This is a genomic window from Chryseolinea sp. T2 (genome assembly GCF_037203685.1).
GTDB lineage: Bacteria > Bacteroidota > Bacteroidia > Cytophagales > Cyclobacteriaceae > Chryseolinea.
Genome location: NZ_JBBCAU010000004.1, coordinates 405,323 through 430,213, shown reverse-complemented (window position 1 = coordinate 430,213; position 24,891 = coordinate 405,323). Strand labels below are relative to the sequence as shown.

Sequence of the window (24,891 nt, the reverse complement as noted above, 5' to 3'; positions counted from 1 at the left end):
TTATACACAATAGTTATGGCCTTTCGCGGTCGTCAGGCCTGGCAGCCTGAGCAAGGCTATTTCCCGCCAGCCGCCAAAACGATCTCTCTTACAACCCTCAGACAACCATTATTCTGAAGCTCATCCGGCAACGGAGCTATGTATCCCTGGAAGGCACTCGCGCACCAGTCGGCAACCTTGTTAAAAGGCTGGGCCTTCTTCCAATCCATCAAGAGCCTCTCTCCTTCTGATTCCCGACCGGCCTTCTTCAATGCAAGCGCACTCAGAAGCATATTGGCATTCCTGTAGCCGGTCTTATTCGCGATCACGGCCTGCCATTTTTGTTCCGCAGCGGCGCTCTTTGATTTCTCCAGGATCAAGGCGTCGAGGTAAGTTTCCGCTCTGTCGTCGATGTCATTGTCGTATGGCTTTCCAACGCCCAAACGGTCGGGCCACTGGCGTGCTTTACTAACCGATGCCGTCGCCTCGCGATACTTACCGCGTTTCAGCTGATCGATCGCCTGCATCATCCAGGCCTCGCTGTAGAGCTGCTTGCCATCGGTAGCTCCTTCGTAAGGAAGGATGCTGATCTTGTCCAATAAGTCGCTGCAAGCTTTGTACTGTTTGTTCAGCAACAACGACTTCGCCAGCAGCATGCTGATCCGGAAGTCCTGTGGAAACTTTTTGTTGTATTCCTTTGCTGTTACGAGTGCCAGATCATAGTTCTTCGTTTCGATATAATTATTGACCAGAAGCTTGCCATATCGCCACTCACGCGGATCAAGTTGCGCCGCCCTCTTGACGTCGTTCGCATAACCATCATTCTTCATCAGTTCCGCACGTGCCGCATAAAACGGAGGGTAGTCAGGATTGCCACACTCGTTGAACAACGTCCTGGCTGGATCAAGATCGTTCCTGCTCCAGTAAAGAAGTGCCAGGTAATACTTCGGCTTCCAGCTTTTTGAATTCTCAACTGCCCATTTAAAAACTTCTAAACTCGTTAGGCGGAATGGAAAGATTAGATTTGGTGAGAGCTTGTCTGCCTTTTCAAGGTAAGGGAATGCTTCTTTGTCTTTCATCCTGCTCTTGAAATAAGCAATCCAATAGCTTATCTCAGCATGCTCCGGCGATAGTTGCAGCACGGTGAGGGCTTCATTGATCTGTCCCAGTGAGTAGTACCATTCGGCAAGCTGCAGATAGGTTTCGCTGGAGATCTCGTTCCTGATCAGCGACCTGAAAGTTGTGGCGTTTGCTTCCGACGGCTCCGAACGGTATTTCTCAAAGCGGACAAAGTGGTTCAATGGATTGATCGCTGTCAGGCGTTCGAGCGACTCAGCGGCGGCATTCTTATCTCCCTGGAGGCGTGCTGCAGTTGCCATGACCTGTATAGCCTCCACGTTGTTTGCATTAAACTCGACGGCCTTCCGAGCATAATATACGGCCTTTGTCAGGTTGCCATCACCAAAATAGAGCTTGCTCAGACTGGTAAAGGCAGCATCACGATACTCCATCGACAATGCCGCGATGTCGAAGCCGTCTTTCGCATCGGTTGTGTTTCCTAATCTTAAGTTTACTTGTCCATAGTAGTAGTTGGCTGCTGCATCGTACGTGTCGATACTCAAAGCATGACGCGCATAATGAAGCGCCGAATCGTAATTCAGGTTCCTGAGCTTGAGCATTGACATCGCCGACAATGCCGGGAGATAATTGGGATCCCTGGCAAGACATTTTCGAAACTTCTCTTCGGCGGTAACATAGAAGCGCTGATCGACATCTTCCTTTGCCAGAAGATAAAGTGCATAGACTGAGGTCCAGTCAAAGTTTTTGGGTGTATCAACGGGCCTCGACAGAACGCCGTCCTTTGGATCGGCCCGATAGATCATCTTATCCGTACCAAGTTTTACTATGATATTATCGATAGCTCCCTGAAAAACTATTGAGTCCGTGAATACATTCAATGGCTTCACGTTAATTTTTTTATCGTACAACGACCGCTCGCCCTCCAGGATCTGCAGTGGCTCGTCGAGTTGCTCCAATGCCGAGAAGTCAATTCTGAGGTAGCCGTTGCGTGACCTGGCATTCAGTGCTCCGTACTGATTTGCCTTTACGAATCCGCCAGTCTTCATCACTGGAAACCAATATTCCGTCCAGCTGTCGGCCGACGAAGGTGCAAACCCGGTATGCTTGAAGGGCGAATATGTACTTCCCGGCGATGCCTGATTGAAGAGTCGTCCGGATTGAACTTCAACGTACTGGCCATCGGTATCGGTCAGTAACTTTTCCCAGATCATACCCTGTTGTGAAAGACCCCAGATCCAGATCTTCTTACCTGCCTTCTCGTCGTGTGGTGAATAGCGGGCCATTCCCAGGCCGTCGTTGTGCCAGTAAGCACCAAAGAAATCGGCGTACTTGCCAAACACGTGATACGACTTATATCCGCCGAAGTTGTTCTGCTCGTAGAAGGAAATATCCCTACCGTTGTCCTTGTTGATCTTCCAGTCGGCGTACTCGCCGTCGTGACCGATGTACCTGGTACCGGGATAGATGAATTCGAGATTGCCCGCTGCCCTGATGCCCGTATTCATCCAGGAGTAGTACGGCTGTTCCATACCCGAACCGTTGTACCAGAACGATCGTGTGGTGAACCAGGCCTTATCTTTGGGAAGATTAATCTCAACAGTCCAGTACGTTTGTGTAAGCAGATCAAGCGTTCCGATGTAACAGCTCACACTTCCGTCGCTTTTCGTTTCTGTCATGTAGTCCACTGGCGTCGCACAGTTGGGGGTATGACCTATGATCCCATAGTTGGCTTCTATACCTCCGCTCGTCCACGGGCCGCGCATGGCAACGTCGCGGAATTTCACTACCTGATTGTAGTACAGGAAAGGACGTCCCGATTTTTTCTCCCATGCTCCCCAGATCTTTCCGCCAACCTCCGGGAGAATCATCACTTTTACATAATCGTTCTCCAGTTCAACAACCTTCCATTCCCTGTCCGACGGCTTGTTGGTATAACCATCAAACCGAAAATAGGGATATACCGGGCCAATCTTTGGAATCGGATCAGGATCGGAAAAGCCATAGGTGCGAAATACCTTTTTGTATTCTTTTAAGGTCGACGGGTTTTGTGAATACGCCAGGACGTTTATGATCAACAGGAGGGCGAACAAACATTTTCGCATTTGCAACGAGGTTTTGCAGGTTAAAGGTTGTCAGGTGCTGCTGGCTTGACACTCAGAGAGCCGCATAACGAAGATAGGTGGATTGCAGCTGTTGTTGTCTTTATCCTGAAAATTTCCTTTTCGCGAAGTTGTGTGGCTTGTCACCTTTTCATTCTATTCCTTTCAATCCTCTCCCTTATCTGATCAACGAACCGCGATTTGAATTTCCATATTTCAATCTTATTCGCGACGTACCAAAAGTCACGGTTAATCAACCTTTGATCTGACGGGTTGCCCAGGGGACTCAGGCTAACGAAAGCAAACGTAGTATTTGTTGTATCAATTGCTGGTCTTGTCCAGGCATGAACAACTTGCTTTGTACCAGCATAATAAAAATTGACATAAAGCCAGTACGGCGACGACGTAGTATTTGCTTTGGTCATTGCAGGCGGTTGGACGGTAGAGTCTTTCAGATGCAACATGAAATACGTTTTCATTTCATCTGTATCCCAGTCATAATCCAACTTCCTTGGTTTGAATAATTCTGTTTCGCCAGGTGGCTGCAATCCGGGGTTTTCCTTCTTCAACTCAACTATTGCCGCTATTACCTCCGATTCACTTGCCTCCAACTCCCATGACTCGACAAAAGGATAGCTACCTGCAAATCCGCCAATTTTTCTTCTGAAAAATTCCTCGCAGCCCCAGAAGGCTAAGAATACCGTTAGAATTATTACTGCATTACGCCTACCCTTACTTGTCATTACAGAACCATGAAGATGGCTCTAAAAATAACACATAATGAAGCTACACGCAGTAAGTACGTGATAATTCAGCTTATGCGCGCTTATCCAACCAGCTCAAAATATCACTCATCACGATTTCCCGGTCCAGGTCGTTCAGCAGATCGTGATAGTGACCTTCGTAAAATTTTAGTGTCTTATCCTTTGATGAAGCGTGATCGAAGAAGTACTGACTTCCGCTGGGCTTTGTCGCATGATCCGATGTACCGTGAATGATAAACAATGGAAGTTCAATCTTAGGCATCTCGTCCTTCAACCGAATATCTGCCAACGATAACTGCTGCACCGTTTTGGTTGGTTGCACTTCGTTCGCAAGAAGAACATCGCTGTCCATTGCATCAACTACTGCCTGATCGCGTGAAAAATCTTTATTATTAAGCTTTAACACATGTGCATGAGGAAACAAATGACTTACTCCCCTTAACACTGCCAGCGCAAAGTCCGGTGCCGGCACCTGAAACGCAAAGCTCTCGCAGATAAAGCCAGTTAGCTTGTCCTGGTGCTCTAAAGTATAAATAGATGACAATACGCCGCCTGCGCTGTGGCCCAACAGAAATGTGGGCAATCCAGGGTGAGCTGCCTTCGCGATATTGACAAGCTTGTCGAGTTCAGTGACGAATTGATTATAGTCAGCGATATAGTAGCGTTCACCGTCGGAGTTTCCTCTTCCCGGAAAGTCGATTCCATAAGCAACATAGTTCCGGGCAATCAATTGCTCAGCAGTCCACTGGAAATATCCACTGTGTGAATTAAAACCGTGGGCAAGAACTACTATTGCCTTCGGACTACCGGATGTCTTCCAATTCCTGTAAGAAACTTTAAGTCCTTCTTCGGAAACGAACGTGTTTGTTTGTGGTTGAATGGTGCTTTGCATGGAGAGGTTAATTTAACTTGGTTAAAATGTTATCCCTTTGTTACGAGCAATATGATGACGTCTTCGCCCGAATATATGGATTACACATATCTCTTTAACACGGGACTAAATTAATCTCCGATCAATTTCAAGTGGTTGTTGAATTCAGTATCTGATCTCTTCTACCTTATTGGCCGATTGTTTAAGGTCGGCAGCTTTCTCCGACGATATCAATGGATCACGATAGCTGTTTACACTCAGGTCTTTATGAAACATTGTTCTATAGAAAATACTCGCTGTGTAAAAGGTGCCGTTGATGTTCGGATGCGCTCCATCGGAATCGTACAAATTGATCGTGTCCTTCGAACTAACGAACTGACTCCACGCCTGCCCTACTGGCACAACGGTCGCTTTCAGTTTGCTGGCCACATCATTATAAGAATCTGAAACCGGATAGATCATGTCGGGTTGGTCTTTATATGCCCAAGTCATGAAGAAATACAGCTTCGTTTGCCCCGAAGTTTTGATCAGGGAATCGAACTTCGCCGCGTAGGTCATCATCTTCCCCCGATCATCGACGGGTCGCAGGCTTTGTTCCTGAAGAACGATGATGTCCCAGCTTCCACGAAGTATTGCATTTACAGTTGCCGTGTCTTTCCAATGACTCTCCAGCGTATAGCCGCCTTTGGCAATCTCCTCAACCCTGACCGAAGAATTCTTATCATCTGTTGACAGATATTGTTTGAGATGAAATGCCAGGCCACGATTGAAATAGGTATAACTATTGCCTATGAACAAAATGCTTTCCGGTGCCTCGAATGATTCTACGTCTTCCTTCCCGCAGGAGAAGGTAAAAATCATTGACAACAATAACAGTCGTGATGCTTTCATGAACAACGATTTTTGATACAAGGTGGTTGGGTCAGCTATTTGCCTACCACATTCAACGGCTGGAATTCTTTTCACGCCACGACTTCAAACTCTACTACATTATCGGATCATCGATAACCTGGCTCCACCACGTTTTAGCTGACGACAGAGCCCTCTTATCTATCTGCCTCAATTGGTCCTTCATTAGTCCGATTAACTGATGTTCGATTAATTCACTGCCTTCTGCCCGTTTCTTAAAATCAATGAAGCAACCAATCGATTCGAGTAATCTATCCACTCCGGAATTAACAAAACAAACCGGGTCGGCCGACAGTGTTCCGCTGAAGTCAACGGCGTAAACACAATTATCTTCCAGAGATATACCAAGGGTGGTACCTGCATCATCTCCTATGACTAAGTACCCTACGCCGGCAAGATCTTTCACCACCATCTTGCGGGGAGAAGTATAGAAGTTGATTTCAATTGCACGCTCCAGTTCGTGCACATCGGCGGGCAGCCCAATTGTTGTAAGGAATCTGATCGTTTCAGAGTCCAGGTTAAAGTCGTGAATATGGTCTGCCGGGAGCCTCGTCAATCGGTCTCCCCATCGTTGTATGAGGTGAGTAAAGTCCCTGGTCATCTCGGATAAGAAGAGCTATTTGGTTGTCTGTGCTCCCAAGTCTACGCCCATCTTCTCGTACTCAACGTCGTTTGGTTCCCATAGCTCGATCTTATTTCCTTCGGCATCGAGGATGTGAACAAACTTTCCATAATCGTATGCTTCGATGGCATCCACGACAGTGACTCCATTCTTCTTCAACTCCTCAACGAGGGCCTCCAGGTTATCGACCCGGTAATTGATCATAAACTCCTTCGTTGATGGCTCAAAGTATTTTGTCTTTTCGGCAAAGGGGCTCCAGGTGGTAAAGCCCTTCTTTGTGTTGTCGGCGCCCTGGTACCATTCGAACACCGCTCCGTACTCATTAGTATTCAGTCCAAGATTGGTTTGATACCACTCTTTCATTTTGTTGGGGTCTTTGCACTTAAAGAAGATGCCGCCTATGCCTGTTACCTTTTTCATGGTCTTTTTGGTGTTTTGAGTTTGAGCAGATTTGAAAGCGAATCCGAAAATAAAGGATGTCGCCATCAGGAGAACGACTATTGCTATATTTTTCATTGGTGCGATGTTGTGTAAGATGGAGCCGCAGAGATATGCCGGAGGCGTGTTCGAAGCCCATATGAAAATAAACATTTAACCATGAATGCCTGACGATCCGGCTCCTGCACACCGGAATGTCGCAAGCATGTTTTTAAACCAGAGGTCGCAAGAACTTGAATCTGAGTAGCGCACCTAAATGCGAAGACGAATTTTGACATCTTATCAATTCTTCGTATCTCGTCACGCTTACCACTCCTTTGGCCCGGATTGCATCCATATTTCTGCTTTGTGCCTTCGTGTTTCACATGGGAGGTTACTACTTCATATCTATAACGTGGAGGCAGTACGCACGGATACTGATGGCTGCGCGCATCGAAAATGAGTCGTACAAAGCGGAAGAGACCGTAACGTTCAAACTCCCCTTTACCCTCCCATACGCTCCTGCTGATGGAAAATTTGAGGCGGCGCACGGCTCATTTGAACATGGCGGAGAATTCTACAAACTCGTGAAGCAGAAACTGGAAGGTGACACCCTATACGTAGTGGCTATTAAGGACGTACGGGAGAAGATGATCTTCGGTTATATGTCTGACTTCGTGAAAGAATCGTCCGACGTTGACGGTTCAAAGGCGTTTAAACTCTTAACGGAATTCACCAAGGATTATGTTGCCAGCATACCTGTAGCCGTGATATCCCAAAACGGCTGGTCATACGACCTGGGACAAACAGCTCCTGCGCTTCATCACTCCAACACGCGCTTAGCGGTCGAGTCGCCTCCGCCGGATGCTGCTTAAGCATTTGCACCTGCCTTTTTCAAGATTAAGTTTTCACCTGATGTTCAGGATGCACTCGCGGGCGACCAGTCGTTCATGAAGTTCTGCGATTGTTTTGCCGATCTGTTACCCTTCGTGTAGAAACTACGTTCGGTGATGCTTGTCCTCATTTGCCTGCTGCATTCTCCGAGGTCGCGGTGCACATTAATTGTTTTACTACCCTATTACTCACAAGCCCAAACATGAATAAAACATTTACCCGTTTATTAAGTCTGCCAGGAAAATTACCGTCGATACGGCGATACACTTTGTCTGTCGTCGCCTTTATTGCCACAACGGTTGCCCTTGCGCAGGAAACCACGCTTACCGGAACCGTTAGTGATGCCGGTTCAGGCAAACCCATTTCTTATGCCACTGTATTGATCAAAGGAACCGCAGAAGCGACAACCACCAATACCGAAGGAGAATTTGCCCTGCGCACACGTGGCCCGCTCCCTGTAACCCTTTCCGTAACTGCCGTCGGATTTGGAATTCTGGAGATCGTAGCGAACAGCAATGATCCAATCGTGATAGCACTCGAAGAAAGTACTACGACGCTTTCGGAAGTCGTGATCTCGAGCGGTTACAATGTGCAGAAGAAGGAATCATTCTCAGGTTCTGTAGCCACGGTTTCCTCCAAGCAATTGATGAATCGTCCTACAGTAAGTTTTGACCAGTTGCTTGGTGGACAGGCTACGGGTATCGATATCATACAGCCAACGAACATCCTCAACAATACACCCGTGATGCGCGTTCGCGGTATCAACTCGATCACGTCGGGGCTGTTTCCACTGGTGGTCGTGGATGGTGTAACAATGTTCGTCGGTTCCATCGGAGGGCTTGTTGGTAACAATCCCCTCTCGGATATCAACCCAAACGACATACAAACTATTGATGTACTTAAAGACGCTTCTGCCGGCGCAATCTATGGATCGCGTGCCGCGAACGGAGTGATCGTTATCACTACAAAAAAAGGCAAGCCTGGCAAAACCAAGGTCAACTACGACATGTGGCTCAGTCGCTCGACACCATACAACCTGCCAGATTTGTTAAGTGCAGAAGATTACATGATGATCAAGAATGAGGCGCTGGTTAATGCAGGAAAAGAGCCCGGCTATTTCCCTACACTCAATGAAGATGGATCGACGCTAAATACCAACTGGTATGATGTCGGGTTCAAGCCCGGCTTCGCACAGAGTCACAACGTAAGTCTCTCCGGAGGAACTGAAGCTACGTCGTACTTCTTCTCCGTAGGTTACACGAACCAGGACAGCTACATACGCAACAACTCGTACGAACGCACTGGCGTGAGGTTTAACATCGAACAAAAAGTAACAAAACGAATTAGCATCGGCGCGAATGCAACGTACAGCAACGGTATGAATATTGGTACGAACACGGGTGCTATTCCTGCCAACTCCATGGGACCGTCAACCTACAACACGGAATACATAACGAATGAGCCACTGGCCAGAATGACTTACGTGCTTCCTCCAAACGTTCCCGTGTACAGGGCCGACGGCAGTTACAGTATACAAAACGGAGTGTCGGTGGGTTACGGCGCGAATATTCCCTCGATCATTGGAACGATTAACGCCTACAACCTTGCCATGGTGCAAACACTCGATCTGAATTCATCAGAGAACAACACTTTGTTCGGTAACGTGTATGGTGAAATCGAGATCGTTCAGAATCTCAAGTTCAGGTCCAGCTATGGTATCAATAACCTCCAGGTACAGAACAAATCCTTCTTTAACTCTGTGCACGGCGGTGGTGCATCGTCTAATGGTATCTCCCGAAATACCCACACTAAGTTTTACAGAACTGATTGGGTAAATACATTGTCTTACAATCTGTCGCTTGATGAGAAGCATAACTTCTATGCGTTGGGAGGGTATGAAATCATCAAGACTTTGTCCGACGGATGGGGTGCATCTGAGAGCAATGTTACTGATCCCGACTATTCCAACTACCAGGGACGCTATACGAACATTGCTCCCTATGGAAACCTTTATTCAGAAAACGCGCTTCTCTCCTATTTCGCAAATGTAAACTACGACTTCAATAAGAAATACCTCGTTAGTTTCAACTTCCGTCGCGACGGCCTGTCGGCGCTCGCCGAGGGTAACAAATATGGAAACTTCGGTGGCGTGGCCCTTGGCTGGAACATCCATGAGGAAAGCTTCTTCAGCGATTCGTTTCTTTCGGGAATTATTGGAATGTTCAAGCTTCGCGGTAGCTATGGTGTTGTGGGTAACAGTGAAATCGGCGATTACCCCGCCATTGGCACTTACAGCTCCAACACGTATGGAGGCGTGCCCACACTTGGATTCTCGCAGGCAGCAAACCCTGATCTTAAGTGGGAGACCAGTAAGAAGATGGACGTCGGTATCGACTTCACACTTTGGAATGACCGTATAGCTGTAGAGTTAGACTACTATAAAAATGACGTTAATGACCTTATCCTTAAGGCACCACAGTCGCTGTCGGCCGGCATACCCGGGAATTACATCAACTCGAACGTCGGCAGTTTGTATAACCAGGGGATCGAACTCGGTATTAACGCTGTGCTAATCAATCATCCCGGCTTCCAATGGAATGCGGGAATTAATTTATCCACGCTGAAGAACCGTGTAACGTCGCTGGTGTCGGACGTGTTTGTACCCTCGGTGTTTGGCGTGCAAAACATGACGCGCGTTGGATACTCGATCGGGTCGATTTACGCAGTGCCCTGCAATGGTGTCAATCCTGAGAATGGTCAGATGATCTTTGTTAATCACGATGGCCGCGAGGTACAGTACAATCACATTGGTTCTCCCAAGTGGACGTATGTATCCGATGGTAAGGAAGCGCCAGCTATTGACAACTATACGGATGGCGTTATGCAGGGACCATCGCTTCCGAAGATGTTCGGAGGCATCAACAACACGTTCCTCTATAAGGGATTTGATCTGAACGTAAACTTCACCTTTGTTACCGGCAACCTGCTCTATAACGGAACTCGTGCCACCAATAGCGACCAGCGATATTTCAATAATGGTGAATTCATCAAAGATCGTTGGACGACACCAGGGCAGGTAACAGAAATCCAGAAATTGTACTACGGCGACAACGTATCAGCTGGATTCTCGTTCTCCGCAACATCGAAAGTGGAGAAGGGCGACTATCTCAAACTGAAGAACATTTCGCTGGGATATACCATCCCATTTGAGCGCACGTTCCTCGCGGGAAAAATATCCAATGCACATGTGTTTGTGCAGGGAAGCAATGTGTTTACTATAACCAAGTATCGTGGTTCCGATCCGGAAGTCTCTATCAACGGAAACTCAATTCATTCCGGAAAGGATCAGAATGTGCCACCTAATGCGCAAGTTGTTACCGTCGGACTTAACCTGGGCTTTTAAACGCATTGTTATGAGAAAAGAATTTAAGATCGATTCAACAACATCTGTTGCCAACAATAAAATTCGAATGAAGAACCAGGCAATACTTCTTTCTGTCGCTGCGGCGCTCTTTTGCATGGCGATCATGGCAGGCTGCGATGATGATGTACTTAATACTGTGCCCAAGACGACTATCCCTGAAGATGACGCTTACAGTACATCGGGAAAGATACAGGCACAGGTGAACAACCTTTATGGGCAATTGCAGAGCGCCACGTTTTATGGTGGACGACTCATCGTGTTTAATGAACAACGCGCAGATGAGTTCGGACAGAACGATGGCAATGCGGCGGCCGGATCTGCGGTATGGAATCAAAACGTTGCCAGCACGAGTGAGTACATCAACAACGTTTGGTCTGCGGGCTACACCGCGATCAATGCCGCTAATATTTTGATCGACAAGCTTAAGGACGGCAACGTGGTCTCCGATTCGATAGAGCGGCTGTATACGGGTGAGGCTAAGTTCGTCCGTGCGCTGAGTTACTTCAGTCTTGTTCAGACTTATGCAAAGTCTTACTATCTGGACGAAGATGGACTAGGCCTTCCGTTGCGGATAACACCGATAACAGGCGCAGGGTTTAATGACATGTCAAGAAGCAGTGTTGCAGAAATTTACTCACAGATACTTCAGGACCTCAACGAAGCGGAGGTCGCGCTTCCAAATAACTATTCAACGGCCACTCTAAACGCGACACGTGCCAAAAAGGCAACCGCTGTTGCGCTTAAAACCAGGGTTTATCTTCACAAAGGAGACTACGCCGGCGTAATTACTGAAGCGCAAAAGCTGGTGCCTGCAACTCCGCCATTCCAGTATACTGTTGGCAACCTAACCCAAAGGCTGGAGCCAAGTCTGGCAACAGTGTTTGGCGGCAGCTACATCGGAAGTGAAGCGGTGTTCACCATTCCGTTTGCCAATACAACGACAGAGACTCCTCCGTCGCAGAGTTCGCTCGCATATAATTATCTGGGCCAGCCAATTATTTTCCTGGCAGCCAACGGAGTTGTATCAGATCCAGTGTTCACCACTGCTGCAGACGCACGCTCGTCGCTTGTGAGTACAAATTCTGCCAAGCAGAAAGTGCTTAGAAAGTTCAGTATAACAACGGCGCCTTTCCGTGATTTCGTTCCCGTGATTCGTTACGCTGAAGTATTGCTCAACTATGCCGAGGCGGCAGCCCGTACGAACGATCTCTCCAGGGCAACGCAGCTGCTAAGCGCAGTGCGAAACAGAGCGCATCCAGCCTACGTTTTTCCTGATGCTTCAGTTTCCACGCAAGAGGCTTTGATTGAAACGATCCTTACAGAGCGGCGTATAGAATTTGTGGGAGAAGGATTCAGACTTGGAGACCTGCAGCGTCTCGGGAGACCATTGCCAGCCAAGGTAGGTGCGATTGGTACAGCTCCGCAGGTATTGCCTACGTCCAGCAATTACATCTGGCCGATACCCAGCGGGGAAATATCCACGAATAAGCTGATCGAAAAAAATCCATAGTCCAGTCCCGGAAACAGGATTTTCGGGCGGCGGTTGATTCCAGCTTTCAGACCTTTGTCTAAAATCTGGAATCAACTGACGTTCTTTAAAAAATTTATACCCGTTCTAACTTTTTCCCCTCTGGATGTGTCTAACATTCAGAAAACAGAATGAGAATGAAACGGATAGCTATTATGCTCCTGGCTGTTACAATGGCCTGTGAGTCCGACGACCCGACCAGTGAGAAATCAGCTTCGGATTACATAGTCTTTGGCCGCTATTACGGGATGTGCAGTGGAGATCGATGTGTCCAGTTCTATAAACTTACGGACGCTTCCATTTACGAAGACACCAAAGACAAATATCCAATGTCTTCCCAGGCCTACGAGGGCGATTATGTTTTACTTGACAACTCTCAGTTTGAAAAGGTAAAAACACTGAGAGATGAAATTCCAGACGAACTCTTTGACATTACCGAAACCGTGATCGGGGAACCGGACGCGGGAGACTGGGGCGGACTTTATTTCGAAATGGAACATCATGGAAAAAGACAATTCTGGTTTATTGACTTGATGAAATCCAATGTGCCGGAAAATCTCAGGCCGTTCGTTGACACGATTAATGGCAAAGTGGAACTGTTAAATGATTGATATAGTCCCGAGAACGTTGGCCACTTTTGAAGGTCAACATCGTTAGCAGCAAACGCTTAAAATCAATGCAGGCCCGGTATGCTATTTTATCGGGCCTGCGTCTTGATCGTACTTTTTCGAAAAGTACTTATACAGGATATACGCCAGGGTCGGTATTGCAAGTGCGACAACGACTTTAAGGTCAACAGAAGCGTTGAAGTATATAGCGATGCCCAGTTGAACTGCGAACAGAACGATGCCAATAATGGATTTTTGCAATGTCATGAATGCCTGGATTTACAAGTAAGGCGTTAAAAAATCCGCCAGCAGTCCCGTCCCTATTCCAAAAAGAAAAGTAGTGGCGATCAGAATGATGGGCACCTTGTAACCTCCCAGTTTCTCCCGAGTAAGCACCATCGTGAATATGCCATAGGACGGTGCAGTGAATAGCATGGCTGCAATGGCTCCGTTTGAGAATCCAAGTTGAAGCAATACCGTACCCAGGAGGATCTCGAACAGCACGGGAATAGAAAGAAATGTTCCAATGAAGGAAATGATTACGATCACGAGCAGCGGATTGTAATGTCCGATTTCTTCCAGTACTTCGTTCGGAAATAGTACTCTGAACAGGGCCACCAGCACTGTACCCAGGAACATCAGGGGCAATAACTTGATCGCCAGGTTGCCGGTGAGGATCAGCCAGTCCTCGAAGGCCTTTACCATAGTTTGAAGGAACGTCTTCTCGGGAAAATAACATGAGATGGCATTTGCCACCTTGTCGTTCAATACAGATTGTTGTCGCGATACAATGGTTTTTGAAACCAACGGTACCACTATCAGGATCATCATGAGGCTAAACACGATACGGGAAACCACCACTGCGGGATCGAATAAAGTGAACATGGTGGCGATTCCAATAAAGTTAAACAAGGCGCCGCCAAGGATAACGCCTAAGGTAGATTCTGCGCTGCCTGACCTCGCATTGATACCCACGCTGGCAACCGCCGAACAGTTTGCACACATGTTGAGCGGCATTCCAATCACTGATCCCAGAGCAGCACCTTTGAGTCCCCTGGTTTCCAGGAATGACCCTATCCTTTTGTAGGAAAGTACCAGAGATAATCCGGCACCTGCGATCACCAACGCGAATGTCATTCCGCTGGCATTGGCAATCCAGAAGTTTGCCGACGACTTCACGGTGGCGACACCAAACGAATCCTGATGCTCTACAGGAAACTGCTCATGAAAATTGAGTTCACCGTGTGCATGAGGCTTCTCACATTTCTCCTCGAGGCACACCACCTTGTTTGCCTCTGCCTGAAATCGACTTCCCAAAAGGAATAGTAGCAGAAAGGCCGCCAGCATCGTTGCCTTGATGATGTTCTCTTTGTTCACGGTTGGGGTATTGGTTGCTTTGAAGCGAAGGGTGAAAATACGAGTTGCAGCAGCGATAAACAACGGCTGAAAACGCGAGCTGATATTTATTTCGGTGGTATTCGTGAACCGGATTCACTCAAACAGTACCGGCATTACCATTCGACAACTCAGAGCCTTACCATTTTGAGTGGCGGGAGTCCAAAGGGGCATTTTCCTTGCAACTTCGAGTGCTTTCTCGTCACACTCTGCCGTGAGTCCCCTTACAATTTCAAAGTCATTTGCTCTACCGTCTTCTCCAATAGTAAAAGCAACGAACACCCTACCGGTTGTTCCGTTTGATGACTGGATCAGATTCCTCTTAATGAAGCTTTTAAGTGAATCCATGCCACCGCGATACGAAGCAGCACTTCCAATCACACAAATGATTGTGTCGTCATCTGCTTCACGGCTTGTAGTAATCTGCCCAAATACTTCGATTGAGGTCAGCGTCAGAAGGGTAAGGATATAAACGACTCTCATATAGCGCCACCACTACAATTCCCAATCCGGCTGAAAGTCACATCGTGTTGAAAAAAAATAGCCAGGTCCGATTCCCAGCTTGCAATTGTGTTCGGTAGTTTTGATTCTCCGTCCGGTTAACGATTATTTTTTGTCTGGCTCGAAAAGCTCCCAGTGTCCCTCGGAAATAACTTCAAGATTATTATCCACAACCTTTATAGCTGTATTGTCATCAATCGCATACGATCGCATAGGTAGTGTAGCGGCCAACTTCTCCAGCTTTGCCAATGAGTTTTCCGGGAACCACGCGTGATCAAGATGCGGGTGGATGGCAAAGTCAACTATGCCAATTGACTTATCAGCATCTGGTGGCAGCGTATGATTGCCGTACGTCGTTCCGTATCGCGTCATGATCATACTACCGGCACTCAACCCAACATACACCATCTTGTTCAACAGCGTTGGCAGCAGTTCTGTCAGGCCAGACTGTTTCATCCAGTAGCACAGATACTGACAATCGCCACCGCCCACAAGCAGCACGTCCGTCTCCTGAAGCATCGGCATCCATAATTCCTTCTTCATACTTGGCAATGCTGTAAGTTCCAGCAGCCCAAGCGACTTCCAGCCCAGATCACAGAAGGGATCACCTAATGATCCGCATATCACCTTTCTTACGATTTCACCTCCACCAGGTATGCCGTATATCGCGGTTGGAATGAACAGAGCCGTCGAATCAGAAATGCGCTTACCCAGCAGGCCAATCAATGCCTTGCGAATGCTTGTGTTGCTAATGCCCGCTGACGTAAGAAGAAGTTTCATTCTGGAAGTTATACTTTTCTCAACTCTGCCAGTACTGTTTGCAACGTATTGATTCCCCAATGCTCAATATATTTTCCATCCTTCACTCTCACAATGTCGATCACTTCGATTTTGATTTTCTGTCCGGTGGGAAGAACGTCAAATATCTTTGCCTTGTGCGTGGCGGAAATAGTCTTTCGCGACACGACTTTATCGCCCTCAGCAACCTGGTCATGAATTTCGACGGTGAGGTCGGGGAATGCCGGTCTTAATACATTTGAAAATGTGTTCCACAATCCTTCGGCCTCATTGGCGTTGGGCGGCGCCGTTCTGTTAATAAAGTCCTTGTCTACGAGCTGCTGGAAAGATTCAAATTTCCCCTGCTCGAGTATTTCTTTGTTAAAGCGTCGTACGACTTCTTTGTTTCGTTCCTGAGTCTCGTTTGTCATATCTTGTTAGTCACTTCAAATCTGTCTGGTCACATCAATTAGTTTCTTACTTGCCCGGCTGTCAGGTCTACCGTAGATACTGGTTTCGAACAACTTCAGCATGTAAGAACAATCATCGGGAAGAGTATCAGTCTTTGGGCCATTTGTATCACAGCCAAGCTATTTGAGCCATTCCCAGCGTTTCGCCCAGTCCAGCAGTAACTCTGTACGCCACTTCGAAACTGTTTTGCCTCCCTGAATCTTACCCTCAAACAATTGCAAATCATTTTTGTCGGTATACCAATGATTGCCCAATGAATAGTTAGTAGAATGTTGTTTCCCAGGCCAAAGATTAGTGACTACCAGTGTTCCCTCGCTTGCCTTAAAACCTGGGATGGCAGAGCGGAATTTGTAGTTCACCACTTCGGCTTGTTTGGGCACATACTTGAGTCCAAATCTGCCGTTTCCGAGATAATACCCGGCCCACTTTTGAACTGTATTCTTGAAAGGTGTCTCCATCCAGAAGCAAGCTGAATCGGTCGGGATATTGACTTCCGGCCCACTAAGACGAAACTCTACGACTGTACAAAAGGCAACTGTATCTTTTACATTGGTGGCTCTGTCAAACACTACCCTCGGGCTACTGTACAGTTGTTCGAAGCTGCCGCCCCAACTTTCACGTCCGGGGATATTTGGATCGCCGTCCATCATATAGAGAAGTGAGGGTGTGTCACCCATTTTTACATGGCCATCATAATACTTTTTGAAGTCCTTGCCCAAGCTTCCGGCGCCCTTGATGTATTTGCTATAGTAATCAGTAGTCCTTACACTGTCGAGATTCTCGTTGTCTGAAAACAATCCATAGTAGGAGGAATTGACTTCGATAAACCAAAGGTTTGGACAGTGTTCGGCAATGTAGGCATAGCTGTTAGCGCTCCACTTCTTGTTGGGTCCTCCAATCCAGTATACCCTGATCTTACTTTCTATATCAGGGGCATCATGTAAAGCCTGTGCTAAGTCTTCAAGTCCTCCCCAGCACAATACCCAGAGTGGAAGAGTGTTTTCAGATCGCGCGCACCTGATAATCCACTCAGACCCTTCGGTAGCCTTTGTGTAGCCTGCGAAAGGAGCGTTTCCCTGTCGTCCCTGTTTTGTAACCGATCGGAGATGATCAGGACTAGCCAGACCGCTTTGATGAGCTTTCAGCTTTGGATAATCCTGCTCATACAAACCAATCATTCTTAAAATTTCAGCCTTGCTACCTTTACCATAGGATGGAGATGAGACAAGTCCCTCAATCATGAATTTATCACTATACATCATCAAGTGAGTCAATGATTGATTGTCGTCGGGATCAGTACCGCCGATGTCTGTGCTGATGAGAATCCTCGGTTTAACGGGCACCGGCTGCTGAGCGTATCCGTGTGAGAGCCAAATACCGAGGACGCATAAGAGAATCGTTCCTGCCTTTAACATCATTACTTTGGTCTTGTGCCGGAGCACCATGCCCTTGGCACGAAACTAAAATTAAACAAACGCGATCAAGGATCAATCGTCATCATCATCGTCGGCGAGAGGCGTAATAAACGCAGCACGTGTCGGGCCGGGGAAGGGCACGTCACCCTTCAGACCATGCCACAAAACCAGATTAAACTCGATGTCATTGTTGCTGTCCTCTTTGTCGAACACAAAATTCTCCGACTTCTTCTGCCAGATATTGACGGCAACGTTCTTCTGGTTAAGGTCAATGAAGGGAGCGATGGCCTTAAATTCAAATGGCTGTGGTGTAGCGTTAAATGAATTCCACATCGGCGTTGCTGCCGCATCGTATTGAGTCATCGGTTCCATTCCCAGGATCAGTTCCAATGTCTTCAGAATGGATGCCGTTGTATAAAAGGTGTGATCTACAAAATTTCGCTTGACATATCCACCAGCCAGGTACGCCGTGCTGCGATGAGCGTCGACGTGATCGGCGCCATTTTGAGCATCATCCTCTACGATGAACACGACGGACTCATTCCAGATGGGGCTTTCGGCCAGGGTCTGAACGAACATGCCTACAGCCAGGTCGTTGTCGGCCACGTGCGCATAAGGCGAAGGCCTCCCCAGTCGCATGCCTTCAGTGTGGTCGTTGCCGAAACGCACGGTATTAAACTGAGGAACTTTGTTCTCCTCTAGCAGTCTCGAAAAATCCTTCTTCCATGCGTAGAATCTCGACGTATCACGGATAGCAAGTGTATAGCTCGCGAATTCCCTGCAGGTATTGTTTTCAAGAACTTTTATCGTTGGCTTTCCTTCATCATCAACGAATTCACCGTACGTTCGGAACGTTACACCATAGCGGTGACAGTTGTCCCAGATGAATCCGTCCTTATTGTTTGCTATTTCGCGTTCGCCCTCGCCCCCATAGGTCCCTCCTCTTCCTCCATAGCTTGTGGGCCACGTCTTCTCGATGTAATCGGTCGCGTATCCGCCAACCGTCCAGTTGTGTCCGTCTGCACTCACTTCAGCATTCACGTAAAAGTTATCAAGCAACACAAATGATTCGGCGAGCCTATGCTGGTTAGGTGTATTTTTTCTTCCGAACAGCAACAACGTAGAGTCGCCATTGCCCTGCTTCATATCTGATAATACCTGATCGTAAGTACGGTTCTCCTTGATGATATAAAACACATACTTAACCGGGGATGATTTACCTAACGCTATTGGAGCGGGCGAGGCACTCCCCTTCATATAGGCAGTGTAGGGGGAATTTTCATACACCGCTTTCGACCAGGCAGCCAGTTGAGTCTTGTCTGGTTTGGTAATGATGCTCATCGTTCCCTTGAGCAGCGATCCAATATACTGAACCTCACTTCCCTGCTTTGTGATTCCGCCGTGATGAATTACATCTTCTTTCTTTCGTGTCGGAGCCGGACCAAATGGGTTTGGCTTTGACTCAAATCCTTTTCCGTTCGATACCCACAATTTGTTATCTGCCAGCCGTACGCATGTTGGATACCATCCCGTCGGGATAAATCCGAGCGGCTGGCTCTGACCCGGCTTCGAAAAATCGAATACGGCGAGACAGTTATTGTCAGCGTTCGCAATGTATAACGTCTTCGATTTCTCATCCAACGCGAGGCTATTGGTTGTGGATCCGCTGGGGGAATTTGGAAAGAGCGCGGCATCGAGTGTCTCGATCACCCTGCGTTGCTTCAGATCGACTACGGAAACGGTATTGTCGTTTGAATTGCAAACCAGCAGATGTTTTCCATTCGAAGTCAGAAGCAATTCGTTAGGGTTATCGCCGACGTGAATCGACTGCTTCCATACATTTTTAATGAGATCAAATATCAAAACTTTATCGCAACCCCAGCATGAAATATACAACTCGTCCTTGTCCTTACTCAGCTTGCTTGCATATCCCTCTGCAGGAATACCGTACTTTGACACCACTGTTTTCTTTCGGGTATCGAGTATGTACAACATTTTGTCTTCGCGGGTAACAACGTATAGCCTATTGCGCGATGCGTCGACCGTAATGCCAGCGGGTCCAACGCGGTTGGGCCAGGGTTGACCAAGCGTAATACTATCCGTGAGCTGAAGTTTGCTGTTATTGATTGCATATATGAGAATGTGGTTGTTATGGCCACCAGAGACATACAGTTGTTTCTCATCCGGAGAAAAGGCCAACCCATACCAGGCACGCTTTATTACAATGGAATCCGTTTTAACACGTCGGGACAAGTCGATAAGTTCGATGGTTTGTATACCCTGACCGTTGTTAGTTACGGCCATCATCTTTCCCGACGGACTGACTTCCATATTCAATGGAAGATCACCAAGCGGCATACTTTCCCCTGCCGGTGAAAGCTTCCATCCATTGGGAAGGGTGACCTGTTTGGTTTCCTGGGCGAGCATTGCCGAAGAAGCAAGCTGAAACAGCATCAGTAAAATAAGGGCATATCGCATGGCCGATTTTTTTTATGAAGCTACAAATGAAAATCAACTTGGGGCGAAACTTTGTGTTAAGTAAATGTTCGTTGTGGATGTGCTGGGCAGATCCGGGGTTAAAATAGTTAGTGGCGATCTCAAAAGGCCAACGGAAGAAAGCGGTGCATTTTCAACCGCGGGAAACAATCCCGTGCCAGTTAAAAAAGGGAAGAAGCTCAGGACGCATTTTCCACCGCGCTGACGCTAAGACGCAGTGTACCGCAGACTTTTATTTAATGGTGCCAGCAACTGTTAGCTTGCAACCTTGAACACGGTAGTGGTAACTTGTAGGAAAGCTATGTCCCAGCTCAGATTTACATCGCTATAATCCTTCGGATATGCGAGAAAGTATGGGTGTAAGTCTTCGAATCACCGTTCAGAATTCCCTTGTCGTCTACATGATCAACCCTAACCCTACCCGACGCGTGTATAACGCGATCTGCTTCCAGCAAAATAGCGACGTGGTTCACCTGCTCTTCTTCGTTCTTAAAGAAGACCAGGTCGCCGGGCTTACCTTCGTCTACTGTTGCGAAATACTTTCCCTGGTTTGCCTGCTGCCAGCTGTCGCGGAACAGTTTGTATCCTGAGATCTTGTAGACCATCTGCGTGAATCCGGAGCAGTCGATCCCAAACGGACTTCTCCCTCCCCACAGATATGGCGTATTAAAATACTTGAATGCGACACTGCGCATATATTCGTATTCGCGTTTCTGTCCCAGGTTCTTTGCTTCGCCATTAAAGGCAAACTGTTCTTCCATCTTGAAGAGTTCGAAGCTTGAGATCGGAATCATGCTTCCCAACAGGATCATCAGCGGCGACTTGTTATACAAGATCGTCGACGTCGTGTCGGTGGTGATCTTGAACTCTGCGCGATTCAGGTAATCAAAATATTCATGACTGATGCCATGGTGCTGCTTGTAATCGATCCAGCCTTCGTACTGATCGAAATGCGTTCTGATCCTGAACCATTTATGATCGTGCGATTTAAATATCACCTCGTAATGGTCTCCGAAAAGCAACTGCGATACCTGCTCAGACCTATCGCTGGCTTCTATTCGAACGGGAACAACACTCAGGCGGCAAACGCCGTACTCAAAAGTCTCCATTCGTGATTAAAAAATGTGTGTCATTTCAGTTTGAGTCTGTTTAACTCACGCTTTGCATCCCGCTCCTTTATACTATCTCTCTTATCGTGCAGTTTTTTTCCTTTACCTAACGCAAACTCCAGCTTTGCCAGACCGCGATCGTTGATAAACAATCGCGTGGGCACGAGCGTGAGTCCCTTCTCATCAACCTTACCTTCCAGTTTCTTCAACTCCGACCGTTTCAACAAGAGCTTGCGCTCGCGGGTTGCTTCATGATTATAATGGGTGCCTTGCGCGTATGGTGTAATATTAATGCCTTTCACGAACATTTCGCCATCGTTCATATAACAATAGCCGTCCTGAAGATTTACTTTTCCTTCGCGAATGGATTTTATTTCGGTGCCGGTAAGCACCATGCCTGCGACGTACTTGTCGAGCAGCTCGTATTGAAAACCCGCCTGGCGATTGCGGATATTGATATCGTTGGAAAATCGTTGTGGCTTCATCCCTGTAAATACTGAGCAATACTGTGCCCAAACAAAAAGTCTTTGTCTGGTCATTGACACAGCACGAGGTCAAAAAGTTCTAGTCCGCCGACAATATAGCAATTTTAACCGGCGATGGGGACGGCGATCGATATGCCACAGATCAAAATAATTTGAGATTAAGCAATAATATGGCGACTTTGCTTTGGGGTCGAAGTCTTATCATCCCGGGGCATATGATCACTTCGGTAACAATGCTATTGGCTGCGGGAGTTTTGCTCTCAGGGTGCCAGCTAACTCTTTTCAGTCCACGCTACAACCAGCAGGCAAGTCGCTGGATGGGAGTACTTTTCTTTGGCTTTGCATTCACCCTTATCCATACCTCCCTTGAAGGTCAGGCACTTCTTATTGATAATACCGCTCTTCAGATTGTATTTGAGATACCCGTGTTTGTAATCGCCCCTGCTCTGTACCTGGCAATAATGGCATTCACGACGGCCAACTATCAGGCCTCCAGAAGAGATCTGGTACACTTTATACCTCTGGCAATTTTCGGAATCGGCCTGGTCATCGGCTTGCAACATCTGCTGCCTGAACAACTCCTGCCACCGAATGGATCGCGTTGGATCGGCCTGTTCGTTATGGCGTTTATCCGTGCCCAGGCCCTGGTCTACTGGATTCTCTCTTTTAGAAGGCTGACGAAATACAGACGCACTTTAAAAGTTTATTCAGCTGACGTTACCACGACGGACCTTGCCTGGGTGCAATGGTTTCTCATCGCCATTGCCGCAGCCATCGTTTTATGGATCGTGACATGGCTCTTTCATTCATCGTGGCTGGAGGATTTTGTCCCATTCGGCTATCTGATTGTCGCCATGACCGTCACCTACTTTGGCATCACGCAGCGGGAACTGTTTCCTTATTCACAGAAGCATCGCGATGAAATTCAATCACTGAACAACCCCTCCCCGGATGCGGTGACTTCCCTGAGATTGAGCGATGACGAAATTGAGGCCAATAAGGCCCGGGTGGAGGAGCTTATGGCTAAAAAGAAATTGTTTCTTGATCCTGATCTGTCGCTGCCAAGAATGGCAGAAGAAGCAGGGCTTAGTACCCATGCTTTATCATACTTATTGAATACCGGGTTTGGCGAAAACTTCTATGCATTTGTAAATCGCTACCGCGTGGAGGAAGCCAAGTATTTGCTGACCACGCGGATCAAGACGCTTTCCATGCTGGGAATAGCGTACGAGGCGGGGTTCCGTTCGAAGACGACTTTTAACAATGCCTTTAAGAAGCACACTGGCTTGTCGCCGAGCCAGTACGTTGCGAATGGTGAGGGAAACAGCGAAGCTGCGTCGCCTGCCTGAGATTAAGCCTGGTTGTTTGCTATTGGTCTTTGCTTTCCCACACTTTAACATAAGTTGATTGCTTGTTGTTGTCTATGTGTAGGGCCGCCACGAATAAAATGCAGGGTCGGGAGTTAAGGGAGTTTTAGAGTTTTCGGAAAGTGCGTTGATTTGAAAGGGCTTCACGTTTGCTATGGTTTCATTTTGATGGCGCAGTGGTTGTAGCTGGGTTAATTCCGAGGCAGCGCGGAGCGACGCAGGAATGGGAGACTGCGGCTTTGCTTTCCCACACTTTAATACAGGGTGATTGCTTGTTGTTGTTTGTGTGTACGGCCGCCACGAATAAAATGCAGGGTCGGGAGGGAAGGGAGATACAGGGTGATTGCTTGTTGTCTACGGCCGGCACGAATAAAATGCCAGCCGGGACAAATGGGAGTTTTAAGTTAGTGAGTCTGGTTGCATCAATTGGACGGGCTTCCCGGGTACACGCAAAATTGATTCAAAACCTGTCCTTCTGGATCCAACGGGGCGACAAACCATAGCCTATTCAGCAGTTTTCGGCATAAACGAAAAATCTATGTCATTTGAAACTGCACGATTATCACCCAGATCTAAAGCATTTTACTTCACGGTTGCTCTTCTTACAGCGATCACTGTTGGATTAGTCTTTCACCGCATCGCCGAACGCTTTTTCTACCGTTGGATTCCCGAGCCTATACCTGCCGGTATGGCGGTGATTATATTGGTGGTAGGAATCGCGGCCGGCATCAAACAATCCGTTACCTCCGACACCCGGTCGGCCACAAAACTCCGGGAGCTCGCCGACACCATCCTCTGCTACGCGGTTGCGCTGGACCTGTCGGTGTTTGGATTTCAAAAATTCTTCGGAATGCAATTCGTGGTCCCTATTGCTATGCTTGATGAGCCGTTCAGTAAGCTTACGAGCGATTCGCTCACCTGGGCATATTTTGGTCACTCCTACCCCTACACCGTTTTCCTTGCAGTTGCCCAAATAGTGGGAGCCATTCTAATGGCAACCAAACGAACTCACCTTCTTGGCGCTATTGTGTTGATTCCAATCCTCTTCAATATCGTCCTGATCGATTACTTCTATTCACTACCTCCTGCCGTGATGATTCACGCAATCTTCCTGCTGCTGGCATGCTGCTACTTCATCTCAAAGAACATAAGCTTATTGAAAAGCATCTTCTTAGTTTCCGAGGGCAACAGGAATTGGATAGCCACTTCAATCTCGCTACTAATAATTCCGTTGTTGCTGGTGGTGAGCGTATTTAAACACCCTGCACCGTATGGAAAATTCGGGGCAATGAATCAAAACGCAGATTCATTGAACGTGCAAAAATCTATATTGCCTTCAAGGATATACTTTGATTACAATAACGAACTGGTGTTCGATTTCAATGATTATCGTCAGCGGTACTACGGAACCTTTAGTATGAAGGGAGATTCAATGTCTGTCAACTGGCACTATCCTCCGAACTCGCCAAAATGGACAGGAGTGTTGTTGTTCCGCGATGGCAATCCTGAGCAGCTAAAGGGTACGTTGGGTGACAGTGCTGTCGATCTGCGATTGGTTAAGGAGCGATTGTCGGGCATTCGCTTCAGGGACTTTTAAGTTGGGGGCTGGAAATGCGTTGATTCAGAGGGCGCGTATAGAATGCAGGTAGGGCGTGCGTTGCGTGCGATGAGCGATCGTTT

21 protein-coding genes are annotated in these 24,891 nt (G+C 47.5%); 6 read left to right on the top strand and 15 right to left on the bottom strand.

Annotation, left to right across the window (positions count from 1 at the left end):
- Positions 1-56 precede the first annotated feature (56 nt).
- The 6 genes from WBG78_RS16250 to WBG78_RS16225 form a co-directional block, all read right to left on the bottom strand.
- Entirely contained in the window at positions 57-3,161 is a 3,105-nt protein-coding gene (locus WBG78_RS16250) for a DUF5107 domain-containing protein (RefSeq protein WP_337327505.1), read from the bottom strand.
- Between the two features lie 140 nt (positions 3,162-3,301).
- Positions 3,302-3,901: a hypothetical protein gene (locus tag WBG78_RS16245; RefSeq protein WP_337327504.1), complete on the bottom strand. Its 600-nt coding sequence runs from the start codon at positions 3,899-3,901 to the stop codon at positions 3,302-3,304.
- A 73-nt stretch (positions 3,902-3,974) separates the two neighbouring features.
- Complete coding sequence (locus WBG78_RS16240) at positions 3,975-4,814, bottom strand: alpha/beta hydrolase (RefSeq protein ID WP_337327503.1); 840 nt, start codon at positions 4,812-4,814, stop codon at positions 3,975-3,977.
- A gap of 144 nt (positions 4,815-4,958) precedes the next feature.
- On the bottom strand, positions 4,959-5,684 hold the full coding sequence (locus WBG78_RS16235) for a DUF4886 domain-containing protein (protein WP_337327502.1): 726 nt from the start codon (positions 5,682-5,684) through the stop codon (positions 4,959-4,961).
- Positions 5,685-5,778: 94 nt separating this feature from the next.
- Positions 5,779-6,303: an SUKH-4 family immunity protein gene (locus WBG78_RS16230; protein ID WP_337327501.1), complete on the bottom strand. Its 525-nt coding sequence runs from the start codon at positions 6,301-6,303 to the stop codon at positions 5,779-5,781.
- Positions 6,304-6,318: 15 nt separating this feature from the next.
- A complete protein-coding gene (locus WBG78_RS16225; protein ID WP_337327500.1) occupies positions 6,319-6,840 on the bottom strand; it encodes a VOC family protein in 522 nt (173 codons plus the stop codon).
- 287 nt (positions 6,841-7,127) lie between these two features.
- Between WBG78_RS16225 and WBG78_RS16220 the strand changes: the two genes are divergently transcribed.
- The 4 genes from WBG78_RS16220 (at position 7,128) to WBG78_RS16205 (ending at position 13,198) form a co-directional block, all read left to right on the top strand.
- Entirely contained in the window at positions 7,128-7,616 is a 489-nt protein-coding gene (locus WBG78_RS16220) for a hypothetical protein (RefSeq protein WP_337327499.1), read from the top strand.
- Between the two features lie 221 nt (positions 7,617-7,837).
- Positions 7,838-11,038, top strand: a complete 3,201-nt coding sequence (locus WBG78_RS16215; protein WP_337327498.1) for a SusC/RagA family TonB-linked outer membrane protein — start codon at positions 7,838-7,840, stop codon at positions 11,036-11,038.
- 10 nt (positions 11,039-11,048) lie between these two features.
- Positions 11,049-12,569, top strand: coding sequence for a RagB/SusD family nutrient uptake outer membrane protein (locus WBG78_RS16210; protein ID WP_337327497.1), 1,521 nt, complete (start codon positions 11,049-11,051; stop codon positions 12,567-12,569).
- Positions 12,570-12,724: 155 nt separating this feature from the next.
- Positions 12,725-13,198, top strand: a complete 474-nt coding sequence (locus WBG78_RS16205) for a hypothetical protein (protein ID WP_337327496.1) — start codon at positions 12,725-12,727, stop codon at positions 13,196-13,198.
- Between the two features lie 81 nt (positions 13,199-13,279).
- Here the strand turns inward: WBG78_RS16205 and WBG78_RS16200 are convergent, their stop codons facing one another.
- From WBG78_RS16200 to smpB, 9 genes are all read right to left on the bottom strand, one after another.
- On the bottom strand, positions 13,280-13,462 hold the full coding sequence (locus WBG78_RS16200; protein ID WP_337327495.1) for a hypothetical protein: 183 nt from the start codon (positions 13,460-13,462) through the stop codon (positions 13,280-13,282).
- Positions 13,463-13,474: 12 nt separating this feature from the next.
- Positions 13,475-14,572: a permease gene (locus WBG78_RS16195; RefSeq protein ID WP_337327494.1), complete on the bottom strand. Its 1,098-nt coding sequence runs from the start codon at positions 14,570-14,572 to the stop codon at positions 13,475-13,477.
- Between the two features lie 114 nt (positions 14,573-14,686).
- On the bottom strand, positions 14,687-15,073 hold the full coding sequence (locus WBG78_RS16190; protein ID WP_337327493.1) for an energy transducer TonB: 387 nt from the start codon (positions 15,071-15,073) through the stop codon (positions 14,687-14,689).
- 123 nt (positions 15,074-15,196) lie between these two features.
- A complete protein-coding gene (locus tag WBG78_RS16185) occupies positions 15,197-15,871 on the bottom strand; it encodes a Type 1 glutamine amidotransferase-like domain-containing protein (RefSeq protein WP_337327492.1) in 675 nt (224 codons plus the stop codon).
- A gap of 8 nt (positions 15,872-15,879) precedes the next feature.
- Entirely contained in the window at positions 15,880-16,299 is a 420-nt protein-coding gene (locus tag WBG78_RS16180) for an ester cyclase (RefSeq protein WP_337327491.1), read from the bottom strand.
- A gap of 159 nt (positions 16,300-16,458) precedes the next feature.
- Positions 16,459-17,757 carry a nucleoside hydrolase-like domain-containing protein gene (locus WBG78_RS16175; RefSeq protein WP_337327490.1) on the bottom strand — a complete coding sequence of 433 codons (1,299 nt, stop codon included), beginning with the start codon at positions 17,755-17,757 and terminating at the stop codon, positions 16,459-16,461.
- A gap of 69 nt (positions 17,758-17,826) precedes the next feature.
- The gene (locus WBG78_RS16170; RefSeq protein ID WP_337327489.1) at positions 17,827-20,232 is read right to left on the bottom strand and encodes a bifunctional YncE family protein/alkaline phosphatase family protein; all 2,406 of its coding nucleotides are present in this window, start codon (positions 20,230-20,232) and stop codon (positions 17,827-17,829) included.
- A 335-nt stretch (positions 20,233-20,567) separates the two neighbouring features.
- Positions 20,568-21,359: a C40 family peptidase gene (locus tag WBG78_RS16165; RefSeq protein ID WP_337327488.1), complete on the bottom strand. Its 792-nt coding sequence runs from the start codon at positions 21,357-21,359 to the stop codon at positions 20,568-20,570.
- A 20-nt stretch (positions 21,360-21,379) separates the two neighbouring features.
- On the bottom strand, positions 21,380-21,898 hold the full coding sequence (smpB, locus tag WBG78_RS16160; RefSeq protein WP_443092783.1) for an SsrA-binding protein SmpB: 519 nt from the start codon (positions 21,896-21,898) through the stop codon (positions 21,380-21,382).
- Between the two features lie 161 nt (positions 21,899-22,059).
- Between smpB and WBG78_RS16155 the strand changes: the two genes are divergently transcribed.
- A complete protein-coding gene (locus WBG78_RS16155; RefSeq protein ID WP_337327487.1) occupies positions 22,060-23,193 on the top strand; it encodes a helix-turn-helix domain-containing protein in 1,134 nt (377 codons plus the stop codon).
- A gap of 556 nt (positions 23,194-23,749) precedes the next feature.
- Complete coding sequence (locus tag WBG78_RS16150) at positions 23,750-24,808, top strand: hypothetical protein (RefSeq protein ID WP_337327486.1); 1,059 nt, start codon at positions 23,750-23,752, stop codon at positions 24,806-24,808.
- Positions 24,809-24,891: the final 83 nt, after the last annotated feature.